Annotated in this window: 16 protein-coding genes; 13 read left to right on the plus strand and 3 right to left on the minus strand. The window is 62.6% G+C overall.

Annotated features, from left to right (window positions below):
- The 7 genes from ACXAEH_RS20105 (at nt 1) to ACXAEH_RS20135 (ending at nt 5,577) form a co-directional block, all read left to right on the plus strand.
- The gene (locus tag ACXAEH_RS20105; protein WP_475035353.1) at nt 1-504 is read left to right on the plus strand and encodes a hypothetical protein; all 504 of its coding nucleotides are present in this window, start codon (nt 1-3) and stop codon (nt 502-504) included.
- Between the two features lie 168 nt (nt 505-672).
- Nucleotides 673-1,452 carry a succinate dehydrogenase iron-sulfur subunit gene (locus ACXAEH_RS20110; RefSeq protein WP_475035355.1) on the plus strand — a complete coding sequence of 260 codons (780 nt, stop codon included), beginning with the start codon at nt 673-675 and terminating at the stop codon, nt 1,450-1,452.
- Nucleotides 1,453-1,565: 113 nt separating this feature from the next.
- Nucleotides 1,566-1,835 carry a hypothetical protein gene (locus ACXAEH_RS20115; RefSeq protein ID WP_475035356.1) on the plus strand — a complete coding sequence of 90 codons (270 nt, stop codon included), beginning with the start codon at nt 1,566-1,568 and terminating at the stop codon, nt 1,833-1,835.
- A gap of 46 nt (nt 1,836-1,881) precedes the next feature.
- Complete coding sequence (locus tag ACXAEH_RS20120) at nt 1,882-2,592, plus strand: ZIP family metal transporter (RefSeq protein ID WP_475035357.1); 711 nt, start codon at nt 1,882-1,884, stop codon at nt 2,590-2,592.
- 128 nt (nt 2,593-2,720) lie between these two features.
- Nucleotides 2,721-2,882, plus strand: a complete 162-nt coding sequence (locus ACXAEH_RS20125) for a hypothetical protein (protein WP_475035359.1) — start codon at nt 2,721-2,723, stop codon at nt 2,880-2,882.
- Nucleotides 2,883-3,475: 593 nt separating this feature from the next.
- The gene (locus tag ACXAEH_RS20130) at nt 3,476-4,645 is read left to right on the plus strand and encodes a type III PLP-dependent enzyme (protein WP_475035360.1); all 1,170 of its coding nucleotides are present in this window, start codon (nt 3,476-3,478) and stop codon (nt 4,643-4,645) included.
- 74 nt (nt 4,646-4,719) lie between these two features.
- On the plus strand, nt 4,720-5,577 hold the full coding sequence (locus tag ACXAEH_RS20135) for an urea carboxylase-associated family protein (protein WP_475035361.1): 858 nt from the start codon (nt 4,720-4,722) through the stop codon (nt 5,575-5,577).
- A 244-nt stretch (nt 5,578-5,821) separates the two neighbouring features.
- Here ACXAEH_RS20135 and deoD read toward each other — a convergent pair whose 3' ends face one another.
- The 3 genes from deoD to ACXAEH_RS20150 form a co-directional block, all read right to left on the minus strand.
- Nucleotides 5,822-6,526, minus strand: coding sequence for a purine-nucleoside phosphorylase (gene deoD / locus ACXAEH_RS20140; protein ID WP_475035362.1), 705 nt, complete (start codon nt 6,524-6,526; stop codon nt 5,822-5,824).
- 21 nt (nt 6,527-6,547) lie between these two features.
- The gene (locus tag ACXAEH_RS20145) at nt 6,548-6,865 is read right to left on the minus strand and encodes an H-NS histone family protein (RefSeq protein ID WP_475035364.1); all 318 of its coding nucleotides are present in this window, start codon (nt 6,863-6,865) and stop codon (nt 6,548-6,550) included.
- A 118-nt stretch (nt 6,866-6,983) separates the two neighbouring features.
- A complete protein-coding gene (locus ACXAEH_RS20150; protein ID WP_475035366.1) occupies nt 6,984-8,951 on the minus strand; it encodes a methylmalonyl-CoA mutase family protein in 1,968 nt (655 codons plus the stop codon).
- Between the two features lie 172 nt (nt 8,952-9,123).
- Here ACXAEH_RS20150 and ACXAEH_RS20155 point away from each other — a divergent pair, with 172 nt between their 5' ends.
- The 6 genes from ACXAEH_RS20155 to ACXAEH_RS20180 all read left to right on the plus strand — a co-directional run bounded on the left by ACXAEH_RS20155 (nt 9,124) and on the right by ACXAEH_RS20180 (nt 16,086).
- On the plus strand, nt 9,124-10,542 hold the full coding sequence (locus tag ACXAEH_RS20155; RefSeq protein WP_475035368.1) for a 1-acyl-sn-glycerol-3-phosphate acyltransferase: 1,419 nt from the start codon (nt 9,124-9,126) through the stop codon (nt 10,540-10,542).
- 111 nt (nt 10,543-10,653) lie between these two features.
- Nucleotides 10,654-11,940, plus strand: a complete 1,287-nt coding sequence (gene ccrA / locus ACXAEH_RS20160) for a crotonyl-CoA carboxylase/reductase (RefSeq protein WP_039131023.1) — start codon at nt 10,654-10,656, stop codon at nt 11,938-11,940.
- A gap of 357 nt (nt 11,941-12,297) precedes the next feature.
- On the plus strand, nt 12,298-13,017 hold the full coding sequence (locus ACXAEH_RS20165) for a helix-turn-helix transcriptional regulator (RefSeq protein WP_475035370.1): 720 nt from the start codon (nt 12,298-12,300) through the stop codon (nt 13,015-13,017).
- A 91-nt stretch (nt 13,018-13,108) separates the two neighbouring features.
- Entirely contained in the window at nt 13,109-13,750 is a 642-nt protein-coding gene (locus ACXAEH_RS20170) for an acyl-homoserine-lactone synthase (RefSeq protein WP_475035371.1), read from the plus strand.
- A 63-nt stretch (nt 13,751-13,813) separates the two neighbouring features.
- Entirely contained in the window at nt 13,814-15,352 is a 1,539-nt protein-coding gene (locus ACXAEH_RS20175) for an ATP-dependent DNA helicase (protein WP_475035372.1), read from the plus strand.
- Entirely contained in the window at nt 15,349-16,086 is a 738-nt protein-coding gene (locus ACXAEH_RS20180) for an SDR family oxidoreductase (protein ID WP_475035374.1), read from the plus strand. Before ACXAEH_RS20175 ends, ACXAEH_RS20180 begins: the two co-directional genes overlap by 4 nt.
- The last annotated feature ends 196 nt before the right edge of the window (nt 16,087-16,282 follow it).

Raw genomic sequence — 16,282 nt, forward strand, 5'->3', positions numbered from 1 at the left:
ATGCGCTTCACCGGTTCCGGCCTGATTGCGGTGCTGGCAGCGGCGGCTGCCCTGTCGGCCTGCGGCAGGGGCAAACAGCCGGATTATGCCCTGAGCTGCATGTTCGAGGTGAACGCTCCGGGGGCCTATGAGTATCCCGCCGGCACAGCCGCCCCCCATGCTGTTCCGGGAGAAGGCGGTACTGCCGAAGGTGCGGCGGCACTGAACGCCTGTATCCAGCGCAAGGCGGCCGCGGCAGGCCAGACGGCTGTGCGGACGCGGCGGGCAACCGTTGAAACGGAAAGTGTTTCCGGCGGCGGTTTCACGGTGGTGAACTACACCTACGGCACGCCTCCAGCGCAGGGGCGGAGCGCGGGCGGCAGCCTGCCGCTGCCGTCAGGGTATGTGCTGATGCCCGGCGATGCCCAGCTTTGGCCCCAGCTGACCCCGGCCGAACAGCAAAGAGCCCTGCAGTATTTGCAGGACGGGTCGACCATCCGGTCCTCTTTGAGGGCCGGGGGGTGAGAACGCCCGGCGATCAATCCCGCGTGCCGCCAGAAGCGGCGGCAAGCGGATGTGCCAAGACATTGGCCAAGGCTGGCACCGTGCAGGCAAACGCGCGGCGGTCCCTGGCTACACAAAACTATGCCGCAGGCGGCCTGTGCTTGCCGGGCAGATCAAGGAGTTGATATCATGGTTCAATTCAGCCTCCCCAAGAACTCCCGTATCACCACCGGCAAAACCTGGCCCAAGCCGGAGAGCGCCAGCAATGTGCGCAAGTTCAAGATCTACCGCTGGAACCCGGATGATGGCCAGAACCCGCGGGTTGATACCTATTTTCTGGACATGGACAGCTGCGGCCCGATGGTCCTGGACGCGCTGATCAAGATCAAGAACGAGATCGATCCGACGCTGACCTTTCGCCGCTCCTGCCGCGAGGGGATCTGCGGCTCCTGCGCGATGAACATCGATGGCATCAACACACTGGCCTGTATCTATGGCATGGATGAGATCAAGGGCGATGTGGCGATCTACCCGCTGCCGCATATGCCGGTGGTCAAGGACCTGATCCCGGATCTGACGCATTTCTATGCCCAGCATGCCTCGATCATGCCGTGGCTGGAGACCAAGACCAACCGCCCGGCCAAGGAGTGGAAGCAGTCTATTGAGGACCGCAAGAAACTGGACGGGCTTTATGAATGCGTGATGTGCGCCTCCTGCTCGACCTCTTGCCCCTCCTACTGGTGGAACGGCGACCGCTACCTTGGCCCGGCCGCGCTGCTGCATGCCTACCGCTGGATCATCGACAGCCGGGACGAGGCGACCGGCGAGCGTTTGGACAATCTGGAAGATCCGTTCAAACTCTACCGCTGCCACACCATCATGAACTGCGCCAAGACCTGCCCCAAGGGCCTGAACCCGGCCAAGGCAATTGCGCATATCAAGAAGATGATGGTCGAGCGCGCGGTCTGACCAAAGGCCTGACCCGCAAGGATCCGCCGCCTTGCGGCAGCTGAAATTGCACTGCCCCCGGTTCTTTGCGAGACCGGGGGTAATGTTTTTCTGAAGCAGGCACAGGAGGTTTCATGATCCGTTTTCCATTGGCTCTTGCGGCGCTGGGTGTTCTGGCCGGCTGCATGACAGCTGCCGACAATGACAGGCTGGGCGCGCAGCTGGCAGCCACCGACGCGCGCATCCCTGGCTGCATCGAGGCGGCGGGCATTACCGGGCAGTACCGGGTGCGCACCGAGTTTCTGGGTCACGGCGCCGGGGCGACGGTTCTGCGGACGGTGCAGCCGGGCCCGAATGTGACCGGGGCGCAGGCCAGCCAGGCGACCTCCTGCATCAACGCGTGATGCATATTCCGTTGAGCTATGGCTCCGGCAGCGGTAGCTTGGCGGGATGCAACCGCATGAATTTGCCATTCTTTTAGCCGGGCTCGCCGGTCTTGCCATGCCGCTGGGCGGTGTCCTCGCCTGGTGCGAGCATATCCGCAACCCGATGCTCAGGGATGAGGTGCTGCATGCGGTTGCGGCCTTTGGCGGCGGTGCGCTGGCTTCGGCTGTGGCGCTGGTGCTGGTTCCGGAGGCGGCAGAAGCCCTGCCTCCCTTGCTGGCTGTCTTTCTGTTTGCAGCAGGCGGCGGCGTGTTCTTTCTGGCCGATCTGCTGCTGCAAAAGCGCGGCGGCAGCGGCGCCCTGCTGCTGGCGATGCTGCTCGATTTTCTGCCCGAGGCGATGGCGCTGGGGGCGATGCTGGTGGCGGATGCCGCCACGGCGCGGCTGCTGGCGCTGATGATCTTCCTGCAGAACCTGCCGGAGGGCTTTGCCGCCTTCCGCGAGATCTGGCGCGGCAGCAGCCCTGCCTGGCATGTGCTGCTGGCGTTTCTCGGGCTGGCGGCGCTTGGGCCGCTATGCGCCTTGGCCGGGCTGTTCTGGCTAGCGGATGCCCGCGGGGTGCTGGGGGCAATCATGATCTTTGCCGCGGGCGGGATACTCTATCTGCTGTTCCAGGACATCGCGCCAAAGGCGCATTCCAGCCGCAGCAGCGTGCCAGCGCTGGGCGCGGTGGCGGGATTTGCGCTGGGGCTGGCGGGCGATCTTTTGACAGGCTGACACCGTTACCGAGCGGAAGGTTGCGGCCGCCGCATGGCGGGACTGCAAACTCATGCGGTGCAGCGGGGCAGGCGCAGCACCACTCTGCCTGCAAGGGAGGGCATTGCCAGAAGTCAGGAGGCAGTCCGATGAAACCCGTGGAACCCAGGCAGGATGATAAAGCCAAAGCCGCCCGCGATGCGCTGGCGGCGCTGGAACAGGCCTTTGCCTATTTTGAGCCTGAACCGCCCGCAGCCCTGAAGATGATGACGCAGCGGGAAGAGTTGTTCTCGTATTACCGGGCCGCATGATCCGAAGAAGCGTTGCAGGACAGCCCAGTTGAACCAGGAACCGCGCGGAACTAGACAAACGGCATGGTCTTGCTGCTTGCCCTCGCAATTGGTGTTTTCTGCTACTTTCTGTGGCGGCACTTTGCCATGGACCTGACCCGCAACTGCCGCTGGCGGCAGGAGCGGGCCCGGGCGCGCTGGCGTTGCAGCTTCTGCGGCGCCACTGAAACTGGCCCTGCGGCCCCCCGCATCTGCCGCAATCCGCATCGCTAAGCCGAAGGGGGGCTCCCGCGCCCGCAGGCGCCCCGGCTGCGCCGGAACGCCTTCTGTGCGGCCTTGGGCGTGGCACCGCGCCAAGGCGCGGTGCCACGCCCAACCGTGAGGTGCCTTTGTAAAAGGTGCTGGAGCGGGCGGGAGCGCGCCCTGTGCAGGGGCGCAGGCAGCCATGCAAAAAAATCACTTGAAAAACTCACCTCTTTGGCCGATATGGACGCGCAAGACGCCAACGCACGCGCCTCTGGCGAAAGGGGTCACGCCCCTACGGTTACGTAGCGACGGTAACGTCTCTGACAGAACTGAGCGGTCATATATGGCCGGGTCTTTTGGAGATGACCATGAACGCAAACGTAGCCGGGCTGACTGCCCGCACTTGCGAAACTGTATCCCGTACTCTGAGCTTCATTGCGGCAAACCGCTTTGAGCGGCCGACATTGGTTGTCGACGCCGAAGCGGTGGCCGCCAAGTATCAGGCGCTGGCCCGCGGTCTGGGGCGCGCGCGCATTCATTATGCGGTCAAGGCCAACCCGGCTCCGGGCATTCTGGAGCGGCTGGCGCTGGAAGGCGCCAATTTCGACGCTGCCAGCCGGGCCGAGATCGAGATGTGCCTGGCCGCGGGTGCGGCCGCTGGCCGGATCACCTTTGGCAATACCATCAAGCGGCCGGCCGATATTGCCTTTGCCTACAGCATCGGCATCACCCATTTCGCCGCCGACGAGCGGGAAGAGCTGGACAAGCTGGCCGAACACGCACCGGGCGCCAAGGTCTGCCTGCGTCTGATCGTCGAGGCCAGCGAGGCGGATTGGCCGCTCAGCCGCAAGTTCGGCTGCACGCCGGATAAGGCGCTGAAGCTGATGGGTTACGCCGCCGCCCTCGGGCTGCAGGTAGACGGGCTGTCGTTCCATGTCGGCTCGCAAACCCGCGAGCCGCGGATGTGGGCGGGTACCCTGGATCAGGTCGCACGGGTCTGGGAACAGGCAGGGGAGGCGGGCCACAAGCTGAATCTTCTGAATATCGGCGGCGGTTTCCCTGCCTCCTATGGCACCGAGATGCCGCCGGCCGAAGACTATGCCCGTGCGGTGATGGCGCTGGTCAACGAACGCTTTGGCGATGTGCCGGAAATCATGGCCGAGCCGGGCCGCGGCCTGGTGGCCGAGGCTGGCGCGATTGCCGCCGAAGTGCTGCTGGTCTCGCGCAAACATGATGATGACCTGCACCGTTGGGTGTATCTGGACATTGGCATGTTCTCGGGCCTGGCCGAAACCATGGACGAGGCGATCCGCTACCGCATCACCACCGACCGCGATCACGAGACCACCGGCCCCTGCATCCTGGCAGGCCCCTCCTGCGACAGCGCCGATGTGCTCTATGAGCGCAAGCCTTACCAGATGCCGCTGGGGCTGAAAGGCGGCGACCGCGTGGTGATCCATTCCTGCGGCGCCTACACCTCGACCTATGCCTCGGTCGGCTTCAATGGCTTCCCGCCACTGGATGTGGTGGTGATCTGACCGCAGCCTGCCAAGGCTTGCAAACCGGCCGCGGCGCGGTCTTGATGGGGCAAACGAACAGGAAGGTTTGCCCCATGACACATCCCCCCGCTGTGCCCGCGGATGCGGAGGCCCGCCGCGCTATCAAGCCGGTGATCTGCTACCCCAACGAAACTCTGCCGGCTCCGGACCTGCAGCTCTACCGCCAAGCACGGCAAGGGGCAGTCAAAACCGGTGAAGTGCTGGCGCAGCCGCGCGATGCTGCCTGTTTCGAAGTGCCTGCCGGACATTTCTTCCGCATCACCTCGGTCGAGGGCCCGCAGGTTGGCGATTTGAACCTGTGGAACAAACACGACCTCAGCGAGCGGTTTTACTCCGGCAAGACCCGGGCGCTGCATGGTACCCATATCACCACCGGTGAGCGGATGTGGACCAGCTTCCCGCATCTGCGCCCGATGGCGACCATCACCGAAGACACGCTGGGCTGGTACGGGATCGATGAATTCGGCGGCTCTGTGCATGACGTGATCGGCACCCGCTGCGACCCCTATACCGGCAACCTGCTGGCGGGCAGCCAGTACCACCATTGCTGCCACTCCAATCTGACCCGGGCGCTGACCGAACACCTGGGCATTCCGCCCGCGGAGGCGGAACCGCATGTGCATGATGTCCTCAATGTCTTCATGTGCACCGGCTTCACCCGCGACACCGGACAGTATTTCATGAAGGCGAGCCCGGTACGGCCGGGCGATTACTTGGAGTTCTTTGCCGAGATTGATCTGCTGGGCGCCCTCAGCGCCTGTCCGGGCGGCGATTGTTCTGCCGAGCATTCCAGCGACACGGCGGCCTGCTATCCGCTGAAGATCGAGGTTTTTGCCCCTGCCGAGGCGGCATTGGATAGTTGGCAAAGCCCGCCGCCAAACGGATATGACCGCAGCCACGGGTGCCGTTGAAGCGGCCTCTTCCGCTGGGATGTCGATTATGGCGCCAGTTCTGAATTTCCGGAGCGGGGATAAAAGCCGTTTCAGCAGGTGAATTCTGCCGAATGCGGTAATGCTTCTTTGAAATAGGAGAATTCTGCCGGCAGAAAGAAGACAAGGCGGCAGCTTTCCTGGCGGGATAGCGAACTCAGCAGTGCTGAAGAAAGAAGGGCAGAGGATTACCTCTGCCCTGGCACAAGAATTAATTTACGTAACGTCAGTAAAAGGCTGCTTCCAGCGCAATTTCCACCATGTCGCCGAAACTGCGCTCGCGCTCGCTGGAGGGCAGCGCCTCGCCGGTGCCCAGGTGATCGGAAACCGTCAGTACCGCCAGCGCCCGGCAATTATAGCGGGCTGCAAGCGTGTATAGCTCCGCGGCTTCCATTTCCACGCCGAGAATGCCGTGGCGCACCATCTGCTCATTCAGGTCGGGGCGTTCGTCATAAAACACGTCTGACGAATAGATGCCGCCGATATGAGCAGGCGCGCCGCGCTTTTCCGCAGCTTGGGCTGCGGCCTGCAGCAGGCCCCAATCGGCGCAAGGGGCAAAGTTCAGCTCCTTGAAAATGCCGCTGGAAGGGCTGTTCACGGTGCTCGCGGTCATTGCCAGGATCACGTCGCGGACCTTGACCTTGTCCTGCATGCCGCCGCAGGAGCCGATACGGATCAGCGTCTTGGCGCCGAAATCCCGGATCAGCTCATTGGCGTAAATCGACAGCGAGGGCATGCCCATGCCGCTGCCCTGGATGGTGACCCGGTGGCCGTTCCACGTGCCGGTATAGCCCAGCATGCCGCGTACTTCGTTGACCAGTTTGGGTTTTTCCAGAAAGGTCTCAGCCGCCCATTTTGCCCGGTAAGGATCGCCGGGCATCAAAACGGTTTCCGCAATGTCTTCTGTTGCGGCACCAATATGAATGGTCATGGGTTTGCTCCGCTGCCGGGATCAGATTTCCAGATCGGAAATATCCATGCCCGCGGTCAGCGCAGCATGCACCCAATGCGGTTTGCGGCCGCGGCCGGTCCAGGTTTCCTCGGGGTTTTCCGGGTTGCGGTATTTCGGAGCGGCCTTTGTTTTCTTGGTGCCCTGGCGCGATGCATTGGCGATTTCGTCCAGCGAGAAACCGTATTTTGCGGCCGCTTCCTCTGCGGCTTTGAGGGCTTCTTGGCGTTCGCGAAGCTCCGCGGAACGCAACGCCTCTTCGACGTCGTTTTGCAGTTGAAGAAGTTCTTTTCTAGACATTGATGAAAGATCGACGGCCATTTTGCACTCCACATAAAAATGACATACCGGAGAGCCCGGTATGTCATCATTTATGGCGCAAATACCAGACGCGATTCAGCATCTTTTTCGGAATTTGCGGAAAATCGCGCAGGAAAAGTTAATTCACTGCAATTTCCGATGGTTTTGCCAGGTCGACGATGTCGCTCATAATTGAATTGAGCTCAAAGTCCTTGGGGGTATAGACCCGCGCCACTCCCATGGATTTCAGCCGTTCAGCGTCGTCATCCGGGATGATGCCGCCGACAATCACCGGCACATGAGCGAGGCCCGCGTCCTTCATCCGGGTCATCATTTCCTCAACCAGCGGAAGGTGGCTGCCGGACAGGATTGACAGGCCGACCACATGGGCGTCGTCTTTTTGGGCGGCGTCGACCAACTCGGCCGGGGTCATGCGGATGCCGTCATAAGTGATGTCCATGCCGCAGTCGCGGGCGCGGAAGGCGATCTGCTCGGCGCCGTTGGAATGGCCGTCGAGGCCCGGCTTGCCAACCACGAACTTGATCCGGCGGCCCAGAACGTCGCTGACCGCATTCACCGCATCGCGCAGATCGTCCAGTCCTTCGGTCTTGTTGGAAACGGATGCCGAGACACCGGTCGGACCGCGGTAAGTGCCGTAGACATTGCGCATCTCCTCGGCCCATTCGCCGGTGGTGACGCCCGCCTTGGCAGCAGCAATCGAGGGCTCCATGATGTTGGCGCCGCTTTGCGCCGCAGCGCGCAGCGCCGCCAGTGCCTTTTCTACAACCGCCGCATCGCGGTCGCCGCGCCAGGCGTTCAGGCGCGCGATCTGCTCCTGCTCCACCGCCGGGTCGACCACCATGATGCCGCCGTCTTCGGTCTGCAGAGGCGAGGGCTCGCCCTCGGTCCATTTGTTGACGCCGACCACAACGGTTTCGTTCTTCTCGATCCGGTTCAGGCGCTCGGCATTGCTGTCGACCAGACGGCCTTTCATGTATTCGATAGAGGCCACGGCGCCGCCCATGGATTCGAGATTGGCCAGCTCGGCGCGGGCGCCGTCTTTCAGCTCTTCCACCTTGGCGTCCACGGCAGGGTTGCCGTCGAACAGGTCGCCGTATTCCAGCAGGTCGGTTTCATAAGCCAGGATCTGCTGCATCCGCATCGACCACTGCTGATCCCAGGGGCGGGGCAGGCCAAGCGCCTCGTTCCAGGCGGGCAGCTGCACCGCGCGGGCGCGGGCCTTTTTCGACAGCGTCACCGCCAGCATCTCGATCAGGATACGGTAGACGTTGTTTTCCGGCTGCTGCTCGGTCAGGCCCAGGGAGTTCACCTGCACGCCGTAGCGGAAGCGGCGGAATTTGGGATCGGCAACGCCATAGCGTTTTTCACAGATTTCGTCCCAGAGGTCGACAAAGGCGCGCATCTTGCACATCTCGGTGACAAAGCGGATGCCCGCGTTCACGAAGAAGGAGATGCGCCCGACCATCGCCGGGAAATCCTCAGGCGCGATGCGCGGCTTCAGCTCATCCAGCACCGCCTGGGCAGTGGCCAGCGCAAAGGCCAGTTCCTGCTCCGGCGTAGCGCCGGCTTCCTGCAGGTGGTAGGAGCAGACGTTCATCGGGTTCCATTTGGGCACGTTGGTGTAGCAGTACTCAGCCACATCCGCGATCATCTTGAGGCTGGGCTTGGGCGGGCAGACGTAGGTGCCGCGGCTGAGGTATTCCTTGATCAGGTCGTTCTGCACCGTGCCCTGCAGTTTCGACACGTCTGCACCCTGTTCCTCTGCCACCGCGATATAAAGCGCCAGCAGCCAAGGGGCGGTGGCGTTGATGGTCATCGAGGTGTTCATCTGCTCCAGCGGGATCTCATTGAACAGGGTCCGCATGTCGCCCAGATGGCAGACGGGCACGCCAACCTTGCCCACTTCGCCGCGGGCCAGCACATGGTCGCTGTCATAACCGGTCTGGGTCGGCAGGTCGAAGGCGACCGAGAGACCGGTCTGTCCCTTGGCCAGATTGGCGCGGTAAAGCGCATTAGATGCCGATGCCGTGGAATGGCCGGCGTAGGTGCGGATCAGCCAGGGGCGGTCTTTTTGCATCTGCGGCATGTCGGGCCTCGCGAGTCAGTGTGGCGGTAATTTTATTTCGTCAGGCAGATGTAAACTGCAATTTTCAACCCGTGTCAATTCGCTGCGTTGCGGCAATCCCGCCTTTGCGGTGCGCAAACCCCTGTCGCCAGCACGCTTGTAATGCCTGCTGGCCTCACGCAAGGTTCATAATATGACGCAAACCGTGGAACTTCCGCTGTGGCTCTTTGTGCTGATCCTAGGCTTTGCCGCGGTGACCTTTGCCTCGCATTTTCTGTTCCCGTCGGTGCGCTGGTTCTTCCGGCGGCGGCTGGAGCGGGCGGTGGCGCGGCTGAACCAGCGGTTGGAACGGCCGATTGAGCCGTTCAAGTTGGCCCGGCGCCACGACATGATTCAGCGGCTGATTCACGATCCGCAAGTGGCCCAGGCCGCAGCTGACTACGCGGCTGCGGAGGGTATCCCCGAAAACGTCGCCTTTGAGCAGGTGCGCCGCTATGCCCGGGAAATCGTGCCGGGGTTCTCTGCATTCGCCTATTTCAGCTTTGCCATCCGGGCGGCGCGGATGTTGTCCAATGCGGTCTACCGGGTGCGGCTGGGCCACCAGGACGAAGAGGCGCTGCGGGCGATTGATCCTAATGCCACGGTTGTCTTTGTAATGAACCACCGCTCCAACATGGACTACGTGCTGGTCACCTATCTGGCCGCGGACCGCTCGGCTCTGTCTTATGCAGTAGGGGAGTGGGCGCGGGTCTGGCCCCTGTCGCGGCTGATCCGGGCGATGGGCGCTTATTTCATCCGCCGCCGCTCGCGCAATGATCTCTACCGCAGGGTGCTGGCGGCCTATGTGCGGCTGGCGACCCGGGGCGGCTCCACCCAGGCCATGTTTCCCGAAGGGGGCCTCAGCCTGGATGGGACCATCGCCGCGCCCAAGCTGGGGCTGCTGAAATACATTGTCGAGGGCTATGACCCGGAGGGGCGGGATGTGGTCTTTGTGCCGGTGGCGCTGAATTACGACCGGGTGCTGGAGGACAAGATCCTGACCTCTGCCGCCAAGGCCGGCGAGCGCCGCTTCCGCGCCCGCATCGGGCTGGTGGCGCTGCGGCTCATCCGGCAGCTGTGGCTGTGGATGACCGGGCGCTATCACCGCTCCGGCTATGCGGCGGTGAATTTCGGGCGTCCCCTCAGCCTGGCCGGGTTCGGTGCCGGGCGGGAAGGCGACATCACCAAGCCGCTGGCACGCGAGCTGATGGAGCGGATCAGAGGCATCGTTCCGGTGCTGCCGGTGCCGCTGATTGCCGCCATCCTGCAACGCCACGGCAGCCTGAGCCGGTCTGCCATAGAGCACCGGCTGGACGCGCTGATTGCTGCGATGCCCATGGCCCATGTCCACATACCGCGGGAAAACCGCTCCTATACTGCCGAAGTGGGGCTGCGCCAGCTGCAGCGGCGCGGGCTGATCACCGAGGAAAACGGCCGGTATGCGCCGGTAGAGGCGCGCCGCGATTTGCTGGAATTCTATGCCAACTCCATCGGCCACCTGCTGCCGGAAGATGGTGCAGCAAAGGATTTTTCTGCACCTGCTAAAGATAATGCTGCATCCGCAGGGTCATAAAATTACCCAAACGTCGCAAAAGTGGTTGCAATATTACCTTCTCAATCCTATTCCCTAGGTAATCGCTGCAATTCTGCACCGCGGCAAAACTAGGACACAAAGGAGGCCATCATGGCTTTGGACACCCAGACTGACGTCATGTCGTACGAGGCGCCCGAGAAAGATCTCTATGAGATGGGCGAAATGCCCCCGATGGGCTATGTGCCCAAGAAGATGTACGCATGGGCAATCCGCAAGGAGCGCCACGGCAACCCGGACACCGCAATGGTGCAGGAAGTTGTCGATGTGCCGCAGCTGGACAGCCACGAGGTGCTGGTTCTGGTGATGGCGGCTGGCGTCAACTACAACGGCGTCTGGGCCTCGCTGGGCAAGCCGATTTCGCCGTTTGACGGCCACGGCCAGCCGTTCCACATCGCTGGTTCCGACGCCTCAGGCATCGTTTGGGCGGTAGGCTCCAAAGTGACCCGCTGGAAGGTTGGCGACGAGGTTGTCATCCACTGCAACCAGGATGACGGCGACGACGAGCACTGCAACGGCGGTGACCCGATGTATTCCAACAGCCAGCGTATCTGGGGCTATGAAACCCCGGACGGCTCCTTTGCCCAGTTCACCAACGTGCAGGCCCAGCAGCTGATGCCGCGCCCCAAGCACCTGACCTGGGAAGAGGCTGCCTGCTACACGCTGACGCTCGCCACCGCCTACCGGATGCTGTTCGGCCACGAGCCGCATGACCTGAAGCCGGGCCAGAATGTTCTGGTCTGGGGCGCCTCGGGCGGCCTCGGCTCCTATGCGATCCAGCTGATCAACACTGCGGGCGCCAACGCCATCGGTGTGATCTCGGACGAAAGCAAGCGCGACTTTGTCATGGGCCTGGGCGCCAAAGGCGTGCTGAACCGCAAGGACTTCAACTGCTGGGGCCAGTTGCCGACAGTGAACACTCCGGAATATGCCGAGTGGTTCAAAGAGGCGCGCAAGTTCGGCAAGGCGATCTGGGACATCACCGGCAAGGGCAACAATGTCGACATGGTGTTCGAGCACCCGGGCGAAAGCACCTTCCCGGTCTCCACCTTTGTGGTGAAGAAGGGCGGCATGGTTGTGATCTGCGCCGGCACCACCGGCTATAACCTGACCTTCGACGTGCGCTACATGTGGATGCACCAGAAGCGCCTGCAGGGCTCGCACTTTGCCCATCTGAAACAGGCCGCGGCCGCCAACCAGCTGATGGTCGAGCGCCGTCTGGACCCCTGCATGTCCGAGGTCTTTACCTGGGCCGATCTGCCGGAAGCCCACATGAAGATGCTGCGCAACGAGCACCTGCCGGGCAACATGTCGGTGCTGGTGCAGGCGCCGAAGACCGGCCTGCGCACCCTGCAGGACGTGCTGGACGCTGGCAGTTGAATTCCAGGCAATTCTGCCTGACGGGAAAGCCCCGCGAATCGCATCAGCGGTTCGCGGGATTTTTTATTTATAATTTTATCTTTTTCGGCCGGGTAATCCTCTTGCAATCTCCATTTCTCAATGAGGCAAGGCGGTGATTTTCCCTGATTTTATGATTATGGAGGCGTTCGCTTCTAGGTGTTCGCGCTTAGGGTGAATGTCCGGAAATAAACTTCATGAAGGCCGGAGGTTGTCATTGACCGAATGGCGGCGGGCGCTGCAAAAGAACCGGTAAACGGTGGTAAGGCGGCTTGATGAAATCTTGCAGGTTGCGCAGTGCCGGGCTACGCCGGGGTTTGGATACAATGGTATGCGATAATGGCACATAAGGCAGAACTGGACCGCATTCTTGAGGCGCTGGACGCCACCAAGACGCTGGATGGCCTGCAGCAGATCATCGGCCAGGTGCGTCAGGGCTTCGGGGTCGATCATGCCATGTACCATTGGGTCGACAGTTCCGGCGATCACTACCATTTCGGGACCTACTCCCAGGACTGGGTGGAGCGTTACCAGGAAAAAGCTTATGTCCGGGTCGATCCGGTGGTGGCAGGCTGCTATCAACGCTTCCACCCGGTGGATTGGAAGCGGCTGGACTGGTCGTCGAAACCTGCCCGCGCCTTCCTGAAAGATGCGCTGGCTCATGGGGTTGGCAACCAGGGGTATTCAATTCCCGTGCGTGGGCCGAACGGGCAGTTTGCGGTGTTCACCGTCAGCCACAACTGCGATGACGCTGCCTGGGAAAAGCTGACCGAGAAGCACAGCCGCGACATGATCCTGATGGCGCATTACTTCAACCGCAAGGCCCTGGAGTTCGAACCCAGCCGCAATCTGGAACAGGCCCAGCCGCTGTCGCCGCGTGAGATTGATGCCCTGACATTGCTTGCCATCGGCTACAGCCGCGCACAGGTAGCACAGACGCTGACAATCTCCGAACACACGCTGCGCGTCTACATCGAAAGCGCGCGGTTCAAGCTGGCCGCCATCAACACAACCCATGCCATCGCCCGGGCAATCAGCCTTGGATTGATCGTGATTTGACTAACCTGCAATCATAGCGTGAAAGATCGCCCTCGGGTTGTACCCGTTGAGCGTTTACCATGTCCCCACTTTCTACCTAAAGGGGACTACAATGCTACGCTATATTTACGCTCACGACCTGCACAATCACGCCGCCCTGGCCCGTTCGATGTTCCGCGACCGGGCGGATCAGTTCAAAACCCGGCTGGGCTGGGACGTGGATGTCAGTCCGGATGGAGAGGAAAGAGACCAGTACGACGCTTTGGATCCGCTCTATGTGATCTGGGAAATGCCGGATGGCTCTCATGGCGGCTCGATGCGGTTTCTGCCAACCACGGGTCCGGTCATGGTGAATGACGTGTTCCTGGACCTGGCCGGCGGCGTGCCTATCTGCAGCCCGCTGATCTGGGAATGCACCCGCTTCTGCCTCTCGCGCGAGGCCAGCGGCAAGGTGGCAGGGGCGCTGACCCTGGGCGGCGTCGAGATCATGCGCAATTTCTCGGTTCAGCATTTTGCGGGCGTGTTCGACCGCCGCATGGTCCGGATCTACCGCAGCCTGGGCTTCAGCCCCGAGATCATCGGCACCCAGGGCGAGGGGCGGGAAAGGATCTGCCTGGGGCTCTGGGAGTACACCCCCGAAGTCTATGGCACAGTCGCTGCCAAGGCCGGCATTGCCCCCGAACTGTCGCAGCTGTGGTTCGATCGTTCCTTCGGCGGCGCGGCTGTTGTGAAGCCGATGGCGCTGACCGCCTGAATAGGCGCATCCTTTGGGCCGGATCCTCTGGCGGACCCGGCCCGCCGCCTGTAGGGTCGCGCCATGACAGCTCTGCCCGTACAGTTCTCCGATGACCAGGCCACCGCTTTCGACAGCGTGACCGAGCTCCTGCACAAGGCGGGGGTGGACCTTGATGACGGGCTGTTGCACCCGCCCCGCGGCGACGCCGGGGTGATGGCTGTGATCGGCAAGGCGGGATCGGGCAAGACGCTTTTGCTGGCCGAACTGTACAAGGCGCTGGAGCAGGCGGGGGTTGAGGTCGTTTCCGGCGATTACGAAAGCCGGAAGAAAGGGGATGACCGCCGCACCCTGGCCATTCTGGCCCCCACCAACAAGGCAGCCAGTGTGCTGCGGCTGCGCGGGGTCCCGGCCACCACCATCCACCGCATTCTTTACACCCCGGTCTATGATCCTGAGTTCGAGAAGATTGCCGAATGGCTGGCGGGGCAGGGCGACCAGCCGGAAATCGAGGGGCTGGCCGAAGAAGCGCTGGCCCGCGCCGCAGCCTTCTATGAGAAGAACAAGTCGATCCCCGGCGCCCTGGCTGCCGCGGGCCTGCGCGGGTCCGATTTCATCACCGGCTGGAAGCGGCGCGAGGAGCCCTTGGACATCGGTTTTGTCGACGAGGCCTCGATGCTGGATGACCGCCAGTTCGAGGATCTGAAGGAAATCTTCCCAAACCTGATCCTGTTCGGCGACCCGGCGCAGCTGGCGCCGGTGAACCAGTCGGGGTCGATGGTGTTCGACGCACTGCCGGAGCCGCGCCGCCTGATCCTGAACCGCATCCACCGGCAGGAGGCGGGCAATCCGATCCTGGATCTTGCCCATGCGCTGGCCGATCCGCGGCTGGGGTTTAAGGATTTCGAACGCATGGTCGAGGATACCGCGCGGCGCGACGACCGGGTGGTCTGGGGCCAGCGGGTGGAGGTCGACCTGATGGCGCGCTCACCGGTGCTGGTCTGGCGCAACAACACCCGCATCCGGCTGATCAACGCATTCCGCCGCGTTTACGGTGCGCCGGAAGATGAGCTGATCGCGGGTGAGCCGCTGATCTGCGACGGCATTGAACTGCCCCTGAAACACCGCAAAAAACGCCTGGACCTGGAGGCCCGCGGGCTGATCAAGGGCGCCCAGGTGATTTTCCTCGGCCCCGGCCGCAAGCCCGGCTTTTCCCGCCTGCATGTGATGGGGGCAGAGGATCCGCAGGTTTCGGCCGCCTCGATCGTGAAGATCGAAAAACCCGATGAGGAAGAGCCCTTCATCCCCTATGCCGCCCGTATGGGCGCCGCCTTCCTGCATGGTGCGGCGGTGACCATCCACAAGGCGCAAGGGTCACAATGGGACACGGCGCAGGTCTTTGCCCCTGACATCTATGCCGCTGCCCGCATGGGACGGGTGGAGGCAGGTCAGCCATTGTGGAAACGGCTGGCTTATGTGGCGATCACCCGGGCGCAGGAACGGCTGATCTGGGTGGTTCGCAACCGTCTGGCGAAACCATCGGGCCCGCTGCCGGTGGATGACCTGAAAGCACTGCCAGCCGCAGCGCTGACGCTGGAAGCACAGGAGGATACCCCGGCATGAGCAACACGATTCTGATCACTGGCGCCAGTTCCGGCATCGGCCGCGCGGTGGCGGAGCTGTTCCTGGCTGAGGGCTGGCAGGTGGGCCTGTTGGCCCGCCGGGCGGAGAAGCTGGAGGAAGTGGCAGAAGGCTATGGAAGCGCCCATGTCTTGCCTGCCGATGTGACGGACCCGGCGGCGGTGGATCATGCGGTGAACCGCTTTGCCGCTGCAGCGGGCCAGCTGGACGTGCTGTTCAACAACGCAGGCATCTTCACCCCGCCGGGCACCATCGACGAAATCCCGCTGGAGGACTGGTTCGCTTCCGTCAATGTGAACCTCACCGGCATGTTCCTGACTGCCCGCGCGGCCTTCCGGCAGATGCGCCACCAATCCCCGCAGGGCGGGCGGATCATCAACAACGGCTCCATCGCTGCCCATGTGCCGCGGCCGCAGTCGGCGCCTTATGCGGCCACCAAGGCGGCGATCACAGGACTCACCAAAAGCCTGTCGCTGGATGGCCGCCCCTTTGATATCGCCTGCGGCCAGATCGACATCGGCAACACCCGCACCCCGATGGTCGAGGACCTGAGCCAGCGCCATGCGGATGCCAATCCAGACGCGGAGCCGATGCATACATTTGCGGTGGAAGATGCAGCGAAATCGGTGCTGCATATGGCCAGCCTGCCGCTGGAAGCCAATGTCCAGTTCATGACGGTGATGGCGACCAAGATGCCTTACATCGGCCGGGGGTAAGGGCACCCGCCCGTCGCTGCTGCATCAAAGATGCACCGCTTCCGTTGGGCGTGGCGCTGCGCTGGCGCGCAGCGCTGAGTATTTACGAACCAGAAAGAAGCACGCGGGCCAGGAGGTGCGCGCCAATAGGCTTCTTTCTGGACAGAAATACTCCGGGGTGAATTGGCCGCAAGGCCAAGAGGGGCAGCGCCCCTCG

The organism is Leisingera sp. ABM4_060 (genome assembly GCF_056158765.1).